The 19186-nt window shown below is 44.1% G+C and carries 17 protein-coding genes; 6 read left to right on the top strand and 11 right to left on the bottom strand.

Features of this window, described 5'->3' with window-relative positions; translation table 11 throughout:
- Nucleotides 1–12: 12 nt before the first annotated feature.
- Complete coding sequence (locus tag QM738_RS04800; RefSeq protein ID WP_462275537.1) at nucleotides 13–753, bottom strand: ParA family protein; 741 nt, start codon at nucleotides 751–753, stop codon at nucleotides 13–15.
- A gap of 80 nt (nucleotides 754–833) precedes the next feature.
- Between QM738_RS04800 and QM738_RS04795 the strand changes: the two genes are divergently transcribed.
- A complete protein-coding gene (locus tag QM738_RS04795; protein WP_462275536.1) occupies nucleotides 834–1208 on the top strand; it encodes a VOC family protein in 375 nt (124 codons plus the stop codon).
- Nucleotides 1209–1300: 92 nt separating this feature from the next.
- Here QM738_RS04795 and QM738_RS04790 read toward each other — a convergent pair whose 3' ends face one another.
- The 7 genes from QM738_RS04790 to QM738_RS04760 form a co-directional block, all read right to left on the bottom strand.
- Nucleotides 1301–2395 (bottom strand): MBL fold metallo-hydrolase, encoded by a 1095-nt coding sequence (locus tag QM738_RS04790; protein WP_462275535.1) that lies wholly within the window; start codon nucleotides 2393–2395, stop codon nucleotides 1301–1303.
- A 504-nt stretch (nucleotides 2396–2899) separates the two neighbouring features.
- Nucleotides 2900–4942 (bottom strand): excinuclease ABC subunit UvrB, encoded by a 2043-nt coding sequence (uvrB, locus tag QM738_RS04785; protein ID WP_462275534.1) that lies wholly within the window; start codon nucleotides 4940–4942, stop codon nucleotides 2900–2902.
- Between the two features lie 158 nt (nucleotides 4943–5100).
- Nucleotides 5101–6756 carry a TlpA family protein disulfide reductase gene (locus QM738_RS04780; RefSeq protein ID WP_462275533.1) on the bottom strand — a complete coding sequence of 552 codons (1656 nt, stop codon included), beginning with the start codon at nucleotides 6754–6756 and terminating at the stop codon, nucleotides 5101–5103.
- A complete protein-coding gene (locus tag QM738_RS04775; protein ID WP_462275532.1) occupies nucleotides 6683–7039 on the bottom strand; it encodes a hypothetical protein in 357 nt (118 codons plus the stop codon). Before QM738_RS04775 ends, QM738_RS04780 begins: the two co-directional genes overlap by 74 nt.
- Nucleotides 7040–7145: 106 nt before the next feature.
- Nucleotides 7146–7433, bottom strand: a complete 288-nt coding sequence (locus tag QM738_RS04770; RefSeq protein WP_462275531.1) for a hypothetical protein — start codon at nucleotides 7431–7433, stop codon at nucleotides 7146–7148.
- A gap of 4 nt (nucleotides 7434–7437) precedes the next feature.
- Nucleotides 7438–8538: an LBF_2804 family protein gene (locus QM738_RS04765; RefSeq protein ID WP_462275530.1), complete on the bottom strand. Its 1101-nt coding sequence runs from the start codon at nucleotides 8536–8538 to the stop codon at nucleotides 7438–7440.
- Nucleotides 8539–8568: 30 nt separating this feature from the next.
- Nucleotides 8569–9027 (bottom strand): methylglyoxal synthase, encoded by a 459-nt coding sequence (locus QM738_RS04760; protein ID WP_462275529.1) that lies wholly within the window; start codon nucleotides 9025–9027, stop codon nucleotides 8569–8571.
- Nucleotides 9028–9183: 156 nt separating this feature from the next.
- Between QM738_RS04760 and QM738_RS04755 the strand changes: the two genes are divergently transcribed.
- The 3 genes from QM738_RS04755 to QM738_RS04745 all read left to right on the top strand — a co-directional run bounded on the left by QM738_RS04755 (nucleotide 9184) and on the right by QM738_RS04745 (nucleotide 15388).
- Nucleotides 9184–12315 carry a T9SS type A sorting domain-containing protein gene (locus tag QM738_RS04755; RefSeq protein ID WP_462275528.1) on the top strand — a complete coding sequence of 1044 codons (3132 nt, stop codon included), beginning with the start codon at nucleotides 9184–9186 and terminating at the stop codon, nucleotides 12313–12315.
- A gap of 201 nt (nucleotides 12316–12516) precedes the next feature.
- On the top strand, nucleotides 12517–14328 hold the full coding sequence (typA, locus tag QM738_RS04750; RefSeq protein WP_462275527.1) for a translational GTPase TypA: 1812 nt from the start codon (nucleotides 12517–12519) through the stop codon (nucleotides 14326–14328).
- Nucleotides 14329–14425: 97 nt separating this feature from the next.
- Complete coding sequence (locus tag QM738_RS04745; RefSeq protein WP_462275526.1) at nucleotides 14426–15388, top strand: class I SAM-dependent methyltransferase; 963 nt, start codon at nucleotides 14426–14428, stop codon at nucleotides 15386–15388.
- Here QM738_RS04745 and QM738_RS04740 read toward each other — a convergent pair.
- A complete protein-coding gene (locus QM738_RS04740; protein ID WP_462275525.1) occupies nucleotides 15378–16319 on the bottom strand; it encodes a glycosyltransferase family 2 protein in 942 nt (313 codons plus the stop codon). The two genes, QM738_RS04745 and QM738_RS04740, sit on opposite strands and share 11 nt — an antisense overlap.
- Nucleotides 16320–16381: 62 nt before the next feature.
- Between QM738_RS04740 and QM738_RS04735 the strand changes: the two genes are divergently transcribed.
- Nucleotides 16382–17152 (top strand): glycosyltransferase family 25 protein, encoded by a 771-nt coding sequence (locus QM738_RS04735; protein WP_462275524.1) that lies wholly within the window; start codon nucleotides 16382–16384, stop codon nucleotides 17150–17152.
- On the opposite strand, the gene QM738_RS04730 is transcribed toward QM738_RS04735, so the two are convergent.
- Complete coding sequence (locus tag QM738_RS04730; RefSeq protein ID WP_462275523.1) at nucleotides 17149–17904, bottom strand: tetratricopeptide repeat protein; 756 nt, start codon at nucleotides 17902–17904, stop codon at nucleotides 17149–17151. The two genes, QM738_RS04735 and QM738_RS04730, sit on opposite strands and share 4 nt — an antisense overlap.
- Before the next feature lie 123 nt (nucleotides 17905–18027).
- Between QM738_RS04730 and QM738_RS04725 the strand changes: the two genes are divergently transcribed.
- Nucleotides 18028–18282 carry a hypothetical protein gene (locus tag QM738_RS04725; RefSeq protein WP_462275522.1) on the top strand — a complete coding sequence of 85 codons (255 nt, stop codon included), beginning with the start codon at nucleotides 18028–18030 and terminating at the stop codon, nucleotides 18280–18282.
- Here the strand turns inward: QM738_RS04725 and meaB are convergent.
- On the bottom strand, nucleotides 18276–19163 hold the full coding sequence (gene meaB, locus QM738_RS04720; protein ID WP_462275521.1) for a methylmalonyl Co-A mutase-associated GTPase MeaB: 888 nt from the start codon (nucleotides 19161–19163) through the stop codon (nucleotides 18276–18278). The genes QM738_RS04725 and meaB overlap by 7 nt on opposite strands.
- Nucleotides 19164–19186: the final 23 nt, after the last annotated feature.

Raw genomic sequence — 19186 nt, 5'->3', positions numbered from 1 at the left:
GGGAAGATAAGATCATAGAACGCCTTCTTTAATTTCAGTCCACAGCTCCCGGTAGCATTTGGCAGCATAACTGCTGTTGGCAAATTCCATTACAGGGGCTTTGTGTACACCCATTTTTTCTACATCCGATAAATAAGGGATATAGTTCTGGAAAAAGCGTTTGTCCTTGTACAGTTCTTCCATGATCTCATTGTGCATATTCTTGCGCAGATCGGCCATAGCAAAAAAACACATCATTTTGCTGAGGTCAATATCTTTTTCTTTAAAATAATCTTTCACCATGTGGTAAGTGCGTATAGACAAGGTAGTGGGTATCACGGGCATCAAAACAATATCAGCGGCATGAAAGATATTTTCGCTTAATGCGCTGAAGCCGGGCGGGCAGTCGATAAAGATAAAATCATATTCTTTGTCCAGCTGTTTGGCAACTGTCTTTAAACGGTTCTTATTGCCCTTCATTTCTTCCAGCATAATATCAAAGGTCTTGCTGCTGCTGTCGGCAGGTATCACATCCAGCAGTTCAAAATCGGTGCTCATGATCGCATTCTCCAGGTCGGCATCCTTGGTAATGAGTTTTTTGATACCGGGATGTGTTTTGGGTTTTACCTTATAATAAAAAGAAGAAGATCCCTGCGGATCAATATCCCACAACAGGGTTTTAAAACCATCGGCGGCAGCCAGGTAAGCAAAGTTTACACAACTGGCGGTTTTACCAACACCGCCTTTAAGATTGTACAGGGCAATTGTTGTCATGATCTATGGTTTGTAAAATAATGGAGAAGTAAGATAACGAATAATTTTTAAGAAAACCGTACCTTTTCAAAAACTACGCTATGCATATTCCCCCGCAATACAACCGGCTGATGCCTTATATGATAGTGCCCAAAGCATACGAATTTATAGCCTTTATGAAAAATGTATTTGGCGCCGAAGAACAGATCATAGTACCCCGCAGTGAAGCTGTGATCATGCATGGCGAACTGCGTATCGGAGATGCCGTTATAATGCTGGCCGACGCTACTGAAAACTTTGCTGCCCGGCCTGCGGGTATCTTTATTTATATGGAAGATGTGGATGCACTTTATAAAAAAGCGATCGCTGCCGGTGCTGTGTCCTCTATGGAACCACAAATGCAACCTTACGGCTATACCTGCGGCTTTACCGATCCGTTTGGTAACGACTGGTGGCCAGTGCAGGGTGCGGTCTGACGCCACACGGTCTGACGCCCCCGTCTGACTGTGTGGCATCAGGCATGATCAGACGAGGGCGTCAGATCAGCAGGACATGGTCAGACGGGGCGTCAGACCATGTCTTCCCACCAATTCGCAAACACCTGTTCTTGACCCAGCAATAATTTTTCGCCGATCATCGGCGTCAGCAACGGCATATTACTTTCCTGGGCTGCTTTGTACACCCTCTTTACAGGATCGTCCCAGGCATGATTGCTTAAAGCAAACTTGCCCCAATGCACTGCCAAAAGTTGCCGGGCGCCCAGGTCGATAGCGGCCTGCACGGTTTGCTCCGGCATCATGTGAATGTATTTCCAGTTCTTATCATATTGTCCGCATTCTAAAATCGCAAGGTCAAAAGGGCCATGTGTTTTGCCAATGGTTTTAAAATGATCATCATAGCCACTGTCGCCACCTAAATATATTTTCCGCGAAGGGGTTTGCAACGCAAACGAAACCCACAGGGCCGTATTCCTGCTGAAGCTCCGGCCCGAAAAATGCCGGGCCGGTAAAACAGTTACAGAAAAACCGCCGGGTAATTCCACCAGTTCATTCCAGTCTTTTTCAATTACCCGTTCTTTTTTAAAACCCCATCTTTCCAAATGCTGACCCGTACCCAGGCCCGTAATGATGGTTTTAATTTTAGGTTGTAATTTTTTAATGGTATCATAATCCAGGTGGTCCCAATGATCATGCGAAAGAAATAAAAAGTCAATGGTTGGTATATCATCCGGGGTATAAATATCCGACCCTGCAAAACTTCGGGTGGTAAAGCTCACCGGCGAAGCCGCGCCACTGAATACAGGATCCACTAAAATGGTTTTACCGTCCACCTGCATAAAGTAGGAGGAGTGTCCCATCCACACTAAAATATTTTCGTCTTTGGAAAGCTGTAAAAGATCGGTTTTTTTAGAAGGTAAAACCGTGGCAGGTTTTTTTCTTTCTTTCTTTTCAAAAAAGAATTCTTTTAGCACCGAAAAAAAGGAAGCGCCTTCTGTTAAAGCCGGTGTGTTGCTGAGGTTTTGAAATTTGCCTACTTTATAATGCGGCGATCTTTCGATCATTTCCAGCCGGGCATCGGCAGGGGTGCTGCCAAATTTTTCCTGCTGCATAAAAACATATACAAACAAAGCCATTGCTGCAATGATCACCAGTGCTATAATCATGAAAAAAAGACGGTTTTAAGGCATCTTCTTCAGCTAAGACGTTTGAAATACCGAAATGTTTTAAAAAGTAGGAAGCGTTTTTATTTAGCTGTAGTAGGGGCAACCACGAAGCCACCAAGACACGGAGCTGCACCAAGAAATTTCTATATCGCCTCCATGCCCTATGTCTTCTATGTGCCTATGTGGTTTTAATAGTGTTTTATGGGATTGCTTCCTCCTGCCGCAGCGACAATACACATGGTCAGACCGAGGGTCAGATCATGTGATGCGCCGTTTGTCGAAGCCAAGACGGCGGCGAAGATATGAAGCAGCACTATGTAATCTCTGTGTAGCCTCCATGCCCTATGTTTTCTATGTGCCTATGTGGTTTTAATAGTGTGTGATGGGATTGTTTCCACCTGCAGCAGCGACAATACACATGGTCAGACCGAGGGTCAGATCATGTGATGCGCCGTTTGTCGAAGCCAAGACGGCGGCGAAGACTCACGTCTCACCACTCACGTCTCACGCTCCCTTCATCCCCTCCAGTTCCTTCTGCAACCGGAACATCTCGTCCCTCAACCTCGCTGCCTCCATAAAATCAAGGTCTTTGGCCGCCTTCTCCATTTGCTTTTTAATTTTAGTAATGCCTTTCTCCATCTGCGGAATGGTCTTGTATTCCACTTCATCCTCCGCCGCAATATTCACAATATCTTCATCTGCTTTAATGGAGTAAGGATTGGCAGGGTCATATCCCTTTACATCCAGCACCGAACCCTGTGCAATGATCTGTTGCGTACTTTTTTTAATGGTGGTGGGCACAATATTATGAGCTGTGTTGTAAGCAATTTGTTTTTCCCTGCGGCGGCTGGTCTCGTCAATGGTCTTCTGCATACTCTCCGTCATGGTATCGGCATAAAAAATAACCAGGCCGTCCACATTACGGGCAGCCCTACCCGCAGTTTGTGTAAGACTGCGTTCGTTACGTAAAAAACCTTCTTTGTCAGCATCTAAAATAGCTACCAGCGAAACTTCGGGCAGGTCCAAACCTTCCCTTAATAAATTCACACCCACTAAAACGTCGATGATGCCCAGGCGCAGCTCCCGCAATATCTCCACCCTTTCCAGTGCATCCACTTCGCTATGGATGTATTTACATTTGATATTGATACGCTCCAGGTATTTCGTCATCTCTTCGGCCATGCGCTTGGTAAGTGTGGTCACCAGCACCCGATCGCCTTTTTTAATGCGTTTGTCAATTTCATCCAGCAGGTCATCAATCTGGTTTACAGAAGGCCGTATCTCAATTGGAGGATCCAATAAACCGGTAGGACGCACCACCTGCTCCACAACGATACCTTCACTCTTCTCCAGCTCGTAATCTGCCGGTGTGGCAGACACGAAAATGGTCTGCCCCGTCATGGCTTCAAATTCATGAAAGTTCAGCGGGCGGTTATCTAAAGCGCTGGGCAGGCGAAAACCATAATCCACCAAAATTAATTTGCGGCTCCTGTCGCCGCCATACATACCACTCACCTGCGGAACGGTCTGGTGACTTTCATCCACCATCAAAATAAAATCTTTGGGAAAATAATCCAACAAACAGAAAGGCCGTGTGCCCGGCTGGCGACGATCGAAAAAGCGGGAATAGTTTTCAATACCATTACAATAACCCAGTTCACGGATCATTTCAAGATCATAGTTCACTCTTTCACTGATGCGCTGTGCTTCAATATATTTACCACTGTTTTTAAAGTAATCGGTTTGGGCCGTGCATTCATCTGTAATTTCATGTACCACCTGTTGCAGCATATCTTTTGGCGCCACATACAAATTGGCCGGGAAGATGGCGGCGTTCTCCACGCTGCTGATGCGCTTGCCACTGCTTAGTTCCAGTGTTTCAATGGTCTCGATCTCATCGCCAAAAAAAGTGATGCGGTAACCAAAATCCACGTAAGGTAAATTGATATCAATAGTATCACCTTTAACGCGGAAAGTACCTCTCGTAAAATCGCCTTCGCTGCGATTGTATAAAGAATTTACCAGCGCATGCAAAAATCCCTGCCGCGATAGCCGTTGACCCTGTGTAATGCGGATGATGCCATTCTCATAATCCACCGGGTTGCCCATACCATAAATACAACTCACACTCGCCACAATAATGATATCCCTTCGCCCGCTCAATAATTGCGCAGTGGCCTGTAACCGAAGTTTATCCAGCTCATCATTAATGCTCAGGTCTTTTTCAATATAGGTATTACTAACGGGCATGTATGCCTCGGGTTGATAGTAATCATAATAACTCACAAAATAACCCACGGCATTATCGGGAAAGAATTGTTTGAACTCACCGTATAGCTGCGCCACCAGCGTTTTATTATGTGTAAGTACCAATACCGGCCTTTGTACATTCTGTATCACGTTGGCCATGGTAAAAGTTTTACCGCTGCCGGTAACACCCAACAGTGTTTGATATCGCTCGCCATTTAAAATACCTTCCGTCAATTGCCGGATAGCTTCCGGCTGATCGCCGGAAGGAGCGTAGGAGGATTGAAGCTTGAATTGCATGATAAGATGAATTAAAAACGGACTGTAAATTTACCGATAATAAATCTACAGTCCGTTAGTGTGCCGAAATTCCTTTTCGGCGTATATCGAAAATTCTTTTCGATCGTTTGTCGAAATTTCATTTCGACCCAGTCAGACCGAGATGAAATTTCGGTGCACTATTTCACATAAGTACCACCCGCCGGAACATCCTTTGCTGCCAGTTCCACCATCATGCTCACTTCATCCACCAGCGCATCATCATTGCCGCCGAAGCCAACACTTTTAAAACGGATATTACCGGCTTTATCTAAAATGAATTTGGTAGGGATACCCGTTACTTTAAAATCACTCACCACTTTGTCTTCGTTATCCAGCAACACATGAAAAGGATATTTGTTCTTGGCCATAAAATCCGTCGCATTTTGTTTTTTATTGTCTTCTGTCTGCCAGGTATCAACAAAAACAAAAGCCACATCATCCCTGGATTGTAATTTTTCCAGCGCTGTTTTCATGGCAGGCATAGAGGCAATGCAGGGGCCGCACCAGGTAGCCCAAAAATCAACCACCACCACTTTACCTTTCAAACCTTCCAGGCTTACTTCCCGGTCATCCAGGTCTTTTAAAGTAAATTTAGGAGCAGGTTCGTTGGTCATGGTCTTAGCCAGTTCCGCTTTCTTTTTCAATTTGGCATCCATTTCCAGTGCGGCAAGGTATTCGTCATAGCCATTATCCGAACCCTTTTCCTTAACATATTGTGCTTTCAGAATTTCTTTGGTACGGGAAGAAGCAGCGCCATCTTTTACAAACTGTTCAATTTCTTTTTTAACGGTGGCCGGCGGCATTACTTTTTCCAGTGCCAGGCTGTAGCGCTCATTATAATCAGCGTTCTTATTTTTTTCATCTGCAGCGGCATCTTTTGCATACTGGTAAGCGGTTTTATAATCACCGGTCTTGTACATGATAAAAGAGTACGTATCAGCATACATGGCATATTGTCCTTTACGGTTGCCGATCCATTGACGCTCCGTAAAATATTCCGGTTTTTTTACAGTGGGTTTAGTGATCTCTGCTTTTGCATAAATGGTGGCGGCCAGCGACATTTTTTTTGCTTCTTCCAGGTCTTCACTTTTTTCTGCCATACCCCACGAAATATTGTTGTTGTTGGAAGCTGCCATTGCCGCTGGCAGCTGGTTATTCCATTGGTTGTAAGCAGCATAATCCTTTGCCTTGGCATAAGCCAGCGCAATGCGTGATTTTAATGCATCGATCCCTTCTTTATCGGCTGCGGTAACAGGAGGGAACTGCGCCACGTATTCTTGGAACAAAGCAGCTTTTTTAGCCAGATCTTTTTCCTGGATTACTTTTCCACCTGCGTCACCCTTTACCCATGCACCGTTAGGAAATGCAATTCTCATATCATGGTCCAGGCTGTCTGCTTTTGCTTTCTTTTTATCCCTGGTATACCATTGTATCAGTGTGGAATACTCTTTCTCACTCAGGTTGCCTTTGTTTTCCAGCTGGTGCAATTCGTTCCATATAATGGTTGCAGCATCCGCTTTTTTGGCGCCATTGATCGCATATAAATAGCTATTGAAAAAAGTGGGGTCATTCTTTAAAGCAGGATTTTGTTTCAACCCATCTTCAAAAATGCCTAACACTTTTTGCGCATTAAAGCTGATGCCAAAATAAGCCTCGCCATAAAAGCGCTGGATATTATACAAGGTGGAATAGTATTCAGCAACCGGCTGTTTTTTATTATCATACACCGGCACAAAGTATCCGTTGCTGTGATTGATATTCTTTTTCTTTATCGGCCGAAAAAGAAAAAGCAAATGATTTGGTTTTTTCTTCCAGTTTAAAACTACCCGAGAACACTGTGCCCGTCTGCGTTATCTTAGGCTCCCGTATCTTATACTCCGAACCATCCAGCAGGTATATTATGATATCGATCTTCTTTTCATCAATTAAGGGCGAAAGGTTTTTATTGTATTTAAAGCTAACGGTTTCGCCTGCTTTGGGAAATTCGGGCGTAAAGGTCAAAGCTTCAAATTTTACCTGCGCAAAGGCAAGCTGGGCAAATGCAAATAAAATTGCAGCCAGGAAAACTTTTTTCATTTGGGAGATGTTTTGGAGTGAGTGATAAATTTAATATCAAAATAAAACACTACCAATTAAATAACGTTAAAACTATACAGCTGTAAAATAAAAGGGGGCTACGGATCTATTGCTGCAGTAATTTATCTGCCTGCTGCCTGCGGATGAACCACGCAATGGTAAAGGAAGGGATCACATCGGTAAAAGGCAGGGCCTCCTCAATAAAATCCAGCACGCCGCCAATAAGCCCAAACCTGCCGCCGAATAGTTTGTAAAATATAAAGCCCGAAATAGGGGCCCATACAATATCACCAAATTCACCCAGGCCGGGAATGATATAAGTGCCCATACCGATAATATCCATCACCAGGCAGATAGCAATATGGGGCACGAATATTTTCTGTTGTGTTTTCATTTGCTCAGATATATTTTGCTATCAAACCCTCAATTCCCCTGCCATTTAAAAAATCCCGCTGGTAGGCTGTTATTTCGTCAGTGCTGATATCAAGTAAACCCTCTTTTCTTAATTCATGCACCTGCAATCTTTCCCTTACTGATAACCTGCCATCCAGTAAAAAACCGATCACGATCAGCAGCTGGCAAACTTCCTTTTCTTCCTTACCTGCAGCCCGCAACTTTTCGTAATAACCTTCTTCCAGCCAGTGATTATCCTTTGGCTGCACATTGTATATCTCGAACAGGTTTTTGGTGAGGATAAAATGGTTCTGGTGAAAATCCCTTTTGCTGATGGCGATATACTGCAAAGTGTCATACAGCAGTTGCTTGAATGCCTCGGTAGGCTCCTGGTCTTTACGGATGCGTTGGCAAACCACTTCAATTAAATTCTGCCCCATAATGATCACCCTTGCTTCCTTCAATATCACTTTGGTACCATAAGCATTCCAGGCGGCAAAAATGGGTATGCCTGCAAAATCCTGTAAAGCCTTTACCGCATAGCGGCCCAGTAAACGCTGTATCAGTATTTTAAACAGCATATTACTGAGCGTGGCCTTTAAAATAAAAAAGAAGTTCCAGGCCATCAGCGCTTTTTTATTGATGCCCTGCAATGGATCGATACCATACTTCAACACCGCCTTATTCTTTTTCTCCAGCCCGATATTGATCAGCAGGTTCCTTTTCTCTTTTTCTTTTTTGGATTGATAATTTAAAAAGCCGGTAGCCACAGCGATCTCGTGAGTACACCAGATATTTAAAAAGGTCAACAGCATAATTTCAATGATCACCAGCACCACACTGTATACCAGCATAATGATCGGCACCTTAAATGTTTTACCAAACAAACTGATGGCAGTATCCGGAAACAAATGCGGAAAAGCATATTGCGGTACATATAGCAACACCACACCCATAGCGCCAAAAAAAGCGGCCAGCCAAATGGCAATGCGCTCTTTATTGCGGATGATCTTTATCTCCTCCTCCGTTAAAAGAAAAAGCTGGTTATCAGTGTTTACCTTTTTGATGGGTAATAAACGATAGAATAAATGGTAAATGGGTCGCAAAATAAAAGAGAGTAAACTTTATAAAGATGATCAACGCGTTACTTTACGGTTTAGGTAATTGCTGTAATCCGGCAACTGGGTCTCGTAGTCCTGCATCATCAGCGGTGAGGTAAGGATGAAGTCGGCTGTAGCCCGGTCGCAGGCCAGCAAAATGTTCCAGGCCACACCCAGGCGCAGCAGGGCTTTTACATCACTGTCATGCGGCTGGGCCTCCATCGGGTCCCAGAAAAATATCAGCACATCCACTTTTCCCTCGGCGATCATAGCGCCCAGTTGCTGATCGCCGCCCAGCGGGCCGCTCAGTATCTTTTTAACAGGCTGGCCCAGCTTTTCTTCCAGCAATTTGCCGGTGGTGCCGGTAGCTATCAGTTCATGACTGGCCAGTACTACTTTATTAAACACTGCCCAGTCCACCAGGTCGGCTTTTTTGTTGTCGTGCGCCACCAGGGCGATCCTCTTTTTGGCTGTGATCCTTCTTACCGCTTTCATTGTTGATAATTTGTGATAAAGTACGCATTTTGATCAAAATCCCCTATATTTGTTCCCGCCTCTATTCATATCTTTCAAAAAACCAACTTCCCCTTAGCACACATTTGATTGATTTGCTTGCATTGTGTAAAGCATGAGTTAATGTAAACAAGCATTATGATCTACACCTATACCCGGCCGGCAATTATTGCTGCTGTACTTTTTTTGCTGCAATTTACCACAAATGCACAGAAACGCATTTATGTGGCCAACGACGACCATACAGATTATATGTGGGCGGGCAATGTAAAAGATTACGATTCTGCCTTTGCACAAATGCTGGATTGGTGGATCGCCTATAACGATTTTACCAAAACAGAACATCCTACAGATACCGCCTTGCAAAGTAAATGGAACTGCGACGGCAGTTTATGGGTATCCCGTTATAAAAAAGTGCGTTCTGCAGCCCAATTCAATAAACTTATTGACCAGATAAAAAGCAAACAGATATCAGTGCCCTACTCTCCATTGGTATGTACTTATGGCGGTGTACCGGCCGAAGCAATTTTGCGGGGAATGTATAATGCAGGCGAGCTGGAAAGAAATTACAGCATCAAGCTGGAGTTAGCCTCCAGTATGGAAAACCAAACCCTGCCGCTGGGGTTGGCTTCCTTATGGAAAGGTGCGGGTGCCAAATATTGCTGGTACGGTGTATGCGACTGCTATACCAGCGTACCCAATTTAACCAGCAGGCAAAATGAAGTGTACTGGTACAAAGGATTAGACACCAACAAGATACTTTTAAAATGGTACAACCTTGTTAATGTGCCGCAAACCGGCAGTTCATTAGGTGGTTATGCAGAGGTGAGGGACTACAGCAATGCGATCAGCTATTTAAATACCAAGGTAAATACCGGGCCTTATAATATAGTGGGCGGTTTTGGTGTTGGGTACGATGATATAATGACCACGCAGGATAACCTCGTTGCTGCTGCATCATCATTCAACAATGCCAACAGCACCACCAAAGTAATTCTCTCCAATGAGTTGGATTATTTTAAGGATATGGAAACCAATTACGGCAGTTCCTTACCCACTCAAACACAAACTTTCGGCAACGAATGGGACCTTTCCTGTGCTTCAATGGCCGAAGTAAGTGGCCATGTAAAAAGAATGGTTGAAAAACTGCGGTCGGCTGAAGCCATGGCATCCATCGTTACCAACTATATGCCCACTTTTACCAACGATCTTGACAGTTTAAAAAAAGAAGCATGGATGGCATTGGGTTTATTCTGGGAGCATGATTTTGGTTTTGCAGGTCCTTCTATTTCATTAGATGAAAGAAATGCTTATCAGCGCAAGCTGGATACCACTATTACGCTTTATGTAAACCAGTTGTACAATCTTTCCCTTACCAACCTCAGCAATCTTATTACCAGCGACGATCCTTTAACGCAACGTTTTTTTGCGTTTAACCCACTGGGCTGGAAACGCACCAATTATGCGGACTATGTATATTCCGGCTCTACCAATATTCATGTAAAGGATGTGGTAACGGCACTGGATGTACCATCACAGATCATTACGCGGAATGGCACCCAGTATCTTCGTGTACTCGCAGACAGTATACCCTCTGTTGGTTACAAGGTATACGAGATACAACCCGGCACAGGTACTTCTTTTCCCAATGCGGGCACCAATGGCGGCAATATCATCGAAAGCGATTCCTTTAAAGTTACTTATACCAATGCCGGTGTACTCACCAGCGTTATAGATAAAAATCATTCCAGGGAACTGGTGCAATCAGGCAAGTTCCTGAACGACCTGGGCTCCGGCAGCGCCACTACCGGCTCCATAACCAGTATAGAGAACGGGCCGGTTTCCATATCGGTACTGCTTACCAGCACTGCACCGGTATCGCACAAAACAAGGATCACCTTATTTAAAAACGTTGCCCGTATAGAAATAGATAACCAGATAACGCAAAACTTTGGGGATACAAAAACATGGAACTATGGTTTTAATATCACCGGACCTACGGTGTGGCACGAAGAAACAGGGGCAGTGATCAAAGCAAAACTTACCAGTAATGGTGGGCACTATGCCACACAGAATGCCCGGTACGACTGGAGTACGCTGAACCATTTTGCCAGTGTGAACGAAAGCAATTTTGGTGTAAGCATCTCCAACCAGGATTGTTATTTTATGAAGATCGGGAATAGTACAGAAAGTACGCTGGATGAAGGCGCCACCAGCTCGCAGTTAAAGATACTGGCAGGCGGACAGATAGATAACCTGGGTATGCCCGACCAGGGCGGTGATGCTGTGTTTAACCAGCGCTTTGCCATTACCACGCACACCGGTTTTTCTGCAACTGCCGAAATGAAGAAAGCGCTCGAACACCAGGATTCAATGGTTTGCGGAGCGGTGTATAATCCTGTAAACTTTTTATTGCCTAATCAATATTCATTTATCAGTAACTCCAACCCCAATTCGATGATATGGGCGGTAAAACCTACTGAGATCTTTAATGGAGATTCAAGGGGCATTCTTACCAGGGTTTGGAATTTAAGTGATGTTGACGCTACACAGGATATTAATTTCAACCTGAAAATAAATGATGCTTATTTAACCACGCATGTGGAAACAGACATCAGTAAATTCACCAGTATTCCTGCCAATGTTCAATACAATTTACCCTTATCACTTGGGCATAACGAAATGAAAAGTTTCAGAACCAAAATGTACGTGATACCATTGGCCATTAAAACTGCTGTTGAACTGTCGGGTAATAAAGTGCAGGAATCAAATGTTTTGAACTGGAAGATCATCACCGGCGGCGATATCGGCACTTTTGAACTGGAAAGAAGCGCCGATGCACAGCACTTTACAAAAATAGCCACCATCGCTGCTACAAGCGACCTGGTAACGAGCTATGCTTACACCGATAAGGGCCTTAATATTGCCATTCCTTTTTATTACAGGTTGCATGTCATCAATAAAAATGGCTCGCTCAGCTATTCCAATATCATTTTAATAAAAGCGGCCAGTGAAGCATACAACATTATTTTATATCCCAACCCCATTAAAGATATACTCAAGGCCAATTTTGTACTGGAAAAACAAACCCGCTGCCAGGTGCTTATTTACAATACCGCCGGCGAAATGGTAAAAACAGTAGCGTCGCCCTTATTTGAAAGGGGCAATAACTACTATTCCCTGTCAATAAAAGACCTGCCCGCAGGCGACTATATCTTTACCATCATAGCGGGCGACAAGAAATATGTAAAGAATTTTATAAAAGAATAACCTGACCCCTGGGGTTAATTTCGAATGCCTCCAGCTTGTTTGGGGGCATTTTTGTGTTTAAAAAACAGCTTTGGACATCATCAATTTCATTGTTATTTAATGCGGAAAGCCCGCTAAAATGACCTACCTTTGCAGCTTCAAAAAAACAGGTAAAAAGTATAACCCTAATGGTTATCAATAGTTTACCACAATAAACAAATAATGAATATTCGTAACATTGCCATCATTGCCCACGTTGACCATGGAAAAACCACCCTTGTAGACAAGATCCTGCACAGTACCAATGTGTTCAGGGATAACCAGGAAACCGGTGAATTGATCATGGATAATAACGACCTGGAAAGGGAAAGGGGTATCACCATTTTCAGTAAGAACGTATCGGTTACCTATAAAGATATTAAGATCAACGTGATCGATACCCCCGGGCACAGTGACTTTGGCGGAGAAGTGGAAAGGGTATTGAAAATGGCCGACGGTGTATTGCTGCTGGTGGATGCCTTTGAAGGGCCCATGCCGCAAACCCGTTTTGTATTGCAGAAAGCATTACAGCTGGGTCTGAAACCGATCGTGGTAATTAATAAAGTGGATAAAGAGAACTGTCGTCCTGATGAAGTACATGATGCAGTATTTGAATTGTTCTTTAACCTGGATGCAACCGAAGAACAACTGGACTTCCCTACTATTTACGGTAGCAGCAAACAGGGCTGGATGAACACTTCATTAACACCCACCGAAAATATATTGCCGTTGATGGATGCCATACTGCAATACGTACCCGAACCAAAAGTGAATGAAGGTACCACGCAGATGCAGATCACTTCACTCGATTATTCAGCCTTTTTGGGCAGGATAGCCGTAGGTAAAGTAGCCCGTGGCAGCATAAAAGAAGGACAGAACATTGTAATGGTGCAGGCCGATGGTAAACTGGTAAAATCTAAAGTAAAAGAAGTGTACACTTTTGAAGCGCTGGGTAAGAAAAGGGCTACTGAAGTGTTTGCAGGCGATATATGTGCTGTAGTGGGACTGGAAACTTTCAACATTGGTGATACTATCTGCGATGCAGAATTCCCTGATGCATTACCGGTGATCAGCGTGGATGAACCAACCATGAGCATGATGTTCGGCATCAACAACTCACCTTTCTTTGGTAAAGAAGGTAAGTTTGTAACCAGCCGTCACTTACGCGACAGGTTGATGAAAGAAACAGAAAAGAATCTGGCGCTTCGTGTAGAGGATACCGATAGTGCGGATAGCTTTTTGGTATACGGTCGTGGTATCCTGCACTTAGGCGTACTGATAGAAACCATGCGCCGCGAAGGATTTGAACTGACCGTGGGTAACCCGCAGGTGCTGGTAAAAGAAATAGACGGTAAAAAATGCGAACCATACGAAAACCTGGTGGTGGATGTGCCATCTGAATTCAGTGGTAAAGTGATAGACCTGGTAACACAGCGCAAGGGCGAAATGATCATCATGGAAAGTAAGGGCGAAATGCAGCACCTAGAGTTTGAAATCCCATCTCGCGGATTGATCGGGTTGCGCAGCACCATGCTTACCGGTACTGCCGGCGAAGCTGTAATGGCGCACCGCTTTATTGAATACCGCCCCTGGAAAGGTGTGATACCGGGCCGTAACAATGGCGTGTTATTATCTAAAAATACAGAAAGGACCACGGCTTACTCTATTGATAAATTGCAGGACAGGGGCAGGTTCTTTGTAGATCCGGGAGATGAAGTGTACGCAGGCCAGATCATTGCAGAACATATTAAACCAGGCGACCTGAATGTGAATGCAACGGAAGCTAAAAAACTCACCAACCACCGTGCAAGCGGTAGTGATGATGCCAGCCGTGCCGCACCCAAGATTCTGATGACGCTGGAAGAATGTATGGAGTACATACAGCAGGACGAATGTATTGAGGTAACACCCAAAAGCATCCGTATGCGTAAAGTGATACTGGATGAGAACGAACGCTCTAAAGTATCTAAACAAATGAAAGCAGAAGCAATGTAAAAATTGCTGCAACGATACATTATCCCCTTTGCTGAATGCAAGGGGGATTTTTTTATGACCTGTTTACAATTATAGTAAGTTTGTAAAAAACAGCAATATGCTTATCACCTGTAAGGTTTGTGGCAATACAGACAATAATACATTACATCACGTAAAAGAAATGCAGCTGGGTTTCAGGGAAATGTTTACCTATGCCCAATGCAGTAACTGCGGCAGTATGCAGTTGCAGAATATTCCTGCAGACCTGGGAAAGTATTATCCCAATGATGGGTATTATTCCTTTAACCTGGGCCTGGATGTGAGGCAGAAAGCAGATACACTGCGCAAGATAAAAGCCTCCTACCTTATTTATGGAAAACACAAATTACTGGGAAGTTTGCTGTCGATAGGGTATAAGCCGCCACACTATTATTCCTGGATAAAAAATGCAGGCGTACAATACAACGATGCCATACTGGATGTAGGAACGGGCAATGGCAGCCTGCTGCTGGATCTTTTTAAAATAGGCTTCACCAATCTTACCGGTATAGATCCCTTTATAGAAAAAGACTGGGATTACGGCGCTATTAAGATCTATAAAAAAAGCATTTTTGAAACAACAGGACAATACGATTACATTATGCTGCACCATGCCTTTGAGCACATGGATGAGCCGTTGAAAGTATTGCAACAATTATATAAACTTTTAAAAAATGGCCGGCAGCTGCTGATACGCACGCCTGTTATGGGCATGTACAGCTGGAAAAAATATGGCGTGAACTGGATGGACCTCGATGCACCCCGGCATATCATCATCCACTCAGTAAAAAGTATGGAACTGCTGGCTAAGCAGGCCGGCTTTGAATTGAAGCAGGTGGTATTTGATGGTAACTACATGAGCCTGATCGGCAGCGACCAGTATGCAAAAGATATTGCATTGCCCGATGCCAATTCGTACATGGTAAATAAAGAAGCATCAGGATATACAAAAGAGGATATAGAAAAATTCAAGGCCATTAGCATCCATAATGATAAAGAAGGCCAGTCTGACCAGGCAGCTTTTTATTTATTCAAGCCGTAGTGATCTTTTTAAAGCAACGCAGCATCAGTTTTTTCGACCAGGGGGTTTGTTTGATAATGATCCGCGGAATGCTTTTTTGAAAAGCGATGATCTCTTCTATCTTATCCGGTATTTTGCCAGTGTAGCCGGTAGCTTTAATGTCGGCAATGCTTTTTATTTTAAAGCGTCGTAGCATATTCCAGATCATATGGAATACGTATGGATTTTTTAAATGCAGGTCGCTCTCGTATTTCGTAAGCAACGTAAAATATTCCGGTATCTCTACCTTGCTGTTCTTATAATACTTATACGATTCCTGCGTGTTGCCCTTGCCGATATTGACCAGTGTTTCCGGTATATAATGATACCCGTTATGCGCTTTTAAAAAACGTAAATAGTAATCAATATCCAGTACCCAGTTGAACTGGCTGTCGTATTGAATGCTGTCATCTTTTTTATGCATCACGACACTGGGGTGGCCGATCACATTTAAATAAATAAGGCTGAAAAAAGAATCGTCCAGTTGCTGTTTTCTATCGGCGGTTAAAAATTCTTTTTCTGTTTTACCCTTTTCAAGATATACCTGGTTGCTGGCGCAAAAGATAAAATCCTTGCCGGAATTTTTTGCAGCATCTGCAAACTGCTGCAGTGCATCAACGCCTTCAAACCAATCATCGTCATGCATCATTTTTATCCAGGGTGCCCGGGCCTTCAGCATCACTCTTTTGCCATTCTCAACAGCAGTAACAGCCGGTTCGTTTTTTTGATAGGAAATATTCAAGGATGCGCTGTAAGACTGCACCAGGTTTTTTACAGATTCATCCGGGCTGTTATCGTTCACCAGTATCTCAAAATCTTTAAAAGATTGTACCTGTATAGAGTCGAGCAACTTTTTTAAAAGATCGGTTCTTTTATACGTGGGGATGCATATCGAGATAAAAGGTTGGCTCATGGGCCGGCAATTTATCAATAGTTTTTAAAACAATTACTTTTGCACTTATAAAATTTAAGCAATTGAATATTCCGGCCGGCACTGGTACATTATTACAGCAGTATTTTGATAAGGTATTTGTTGTGTCCATACCCCGCTTTACAGAGCGGCATCAAAAAGTACAACAGCAATTAGAGGGAGTTGCATTCGATTTTTTTTGGGGAGCTGATAAGTTGAATCTTGACCTGCAGCAGGCCAAACAAAACGGGGTATACAACGAAGAAAAAACAATAGCACTGCAACGCCAGGGCAAACCGCTTAACCTGGGCGAACTGGCCTGCTCCCTTTCGCACCGCATGGTGTACGAAGAAATGATCAAACACAACTGGCAAAAAGTATTGATACTGGAAGATGATATTGTACCCTTGCTACAGAATATGGCGGCATTGCCGGGTGCTTTGAAAGAACTGCCGCCCGACTGGGAACTGGTATACCTGGGTTATCTTAAAAACGAAACGGTAAGTACCGGCGCCAGGATAAAGCAGGGATTCTATAAAATATTAAGCGCACTGGGATTAATGAAATGGACCTATACCATGGTAAGCAATTCTTTACCCAGCAAATACAGTGCACATTTAAAAAAAGCGGGCTTTCATGATTGTACGCATGCCTATGCCATAACATTAAGTGCAGCAAAAAAACTACTGGCCGCACAAACGCCGGTGGTGTACCGTGCAGACGACCTGTTGTCGCATACAATTTTAAAAGGGGATATCAATGGTTTTGTGACCGAACCCAAATTCTTCGACCAGGAAGTGTTTCATAACAGCAACGCAGTATCAGAGATACGTTAAGGCTGTGCAGGCCCTGTAGCAGCCTGCTGCTGTTTGGCAGCGAGCCTTTTTTGTAAGCTTTCCGCCATCCTGGGATTTACTGTTTTAAGCTGGTCGATCATTTTCAATACATTGTCGTTCTGGTTCATTTCCATATAAGCATAACCCATGTACAGCATGGGCAGGTCATTTACGGATATGGCCAGGTTCTTTTTAAACTGGGCAACACATTCTTCGTAGGCCTTCAGCTTATTATAGGCATGGCCCAGTTCACTATAAGCCGGGCGGTAATTATTATCAATATCAAGCGCCTTTACGGCATAGGTAATGGCTTCGCGGTTATTGCCTTTGTTGTTATAACACCAGGCCATGCCATAAAGAGCGGCCTTTTCAGTACTGTCAAGAGACAGTACTTTTTGATAGTTAATGATAGCAGAATCGATCTCGTGTTTCACATCCCTGTACAAATTGCCCAATGCCATATAGCCGCTGGTAAAAGCAGGCATTATCTTAACGGCCGTGTTCAGCAGTAATATGGAACTGTCGGGAACACTTACTGTTGCATACAGAGAAGCAAGGCCAAGGTAGGCAGAATCATACTTTTTATCCACTGCAATAGCTTTTCTAAAAAAGTCCAGCGACTCCAGGAACATACCTTTCTCCTTGAGAATGACGGCTTTATTATACAGGTCAACAGCCTGTTTAGGGTGCTGCGCCATTGCAGCAAAAGAAGTGAAGGTGCAGATAAGGATAAGGTAAAAATATTTCAACATGAAGCCATTTTAATTTACTTACAAAGTAAAACTAAGTTTGCATTTTTTGAGCCCCCGGGCCCAAAAAAATTAGTTAAACAAAAGTGGAACTGGCCTGTTGGTTTGTTAACTTTGCAGTGTAAAATGAAGCATTTTTTTACCATATTGATACTGGCCGCCGCCATGGTTTTCCTGGCACCGGGTGCTCAGGCTCAATGTTCTGTATGCACTAAAACAGCTTCGCAGCTGGGCGAAAAACCTGCCAAAGCGCTCAACCAGGGCATCCTGTACCTGATGGCCGCCCCCTTTTGCATTGTAGGGGTGGTGGGCTACCGCTGGTGGAAAAGCAATAAGCAATACGAAGACAACGAAGCTGCAGGTAAATTGCCCCCTCAGTAGTTTTTGATGAACCGGTACAGGTTAAGATCATTGCCTGCTGCCGCGATCTTGTTTTTTAATTCCTCTTTATCAATTCCCTTCATTCTTTTTTGCTGGATCAAATGATAGGCTTTTTCGGCCAGCAGCCAGTTTCGTTTATTGGTTACTGTTAGTTGCAGCAATTGTATAATAGCTTCCAGTAATTCCGCAGTGCCCTGTTTTTGCGAAGCGGTGGTTTTAATAACTGGCACGGGCTGGCTATGGTTGCTGAAGGCAGGCGCCAGCATCAGGCGCAGGTTCTTTACAAATGTATCCGCTTCGGGCCGGTCGGCTTTATTTACTACAAATACATCTGCAATTTCCATCAGGCCGGCCTTCATGGTCTGTACTTCGTCACCAGCTTCGGGCACCACCACCACTACGGTCACATCGGCCAGCCCTGCTATCTCAATTTCACTTTGGCCCACACCCACTGTTTCCACGATGATATGATCAAAAGGAGCCGCTTTAAAAAGGTCGCATATCTCGATGATCTTGGGATGCAATCCACCCAGCGAACCCCTTGTTGCCAGTGAGCGGATGAACACCTGCGGGCTGTTGTACCACTCGCTCATGCGGATGCGGTCGCCCAGCAGGGCGCCCAGGTTAAAAGGCGAAGAAGGATCTACACAGAGCACACCCACCCGCTTGCCCTGCCGCACCAGCTCGCCGGTAAGTGCATCCACCAGGGTGCTTTTGCCGGCGCCGGGAGGGCCGGTAATACCAATAACGGGGGTGTTGGAAAAAGGCAGCAGTTCCAGCAGTTGCTCATAGCCTGTCACTTCATTCTCAATAAGCGAAATGCAGCGGGCCAGCGTTTTACTGTTGCCCTGTTGTATCTCGTTCAGTAGTTGCTGCCACATGTAACAAAGTAACAAAATTAATG

This window comes from Ferruginibacter sp., from assembly GCF_049840995.1.
Taxonomy (GTDB): Bacteria; Bacteroidota; Bacteroidia; order Chitinophagales; family Chitinophagaceae; genus Ferruginibacter.
This window is presented reverse-complemented; position numbering and strand designations above follow the sequence as displayed.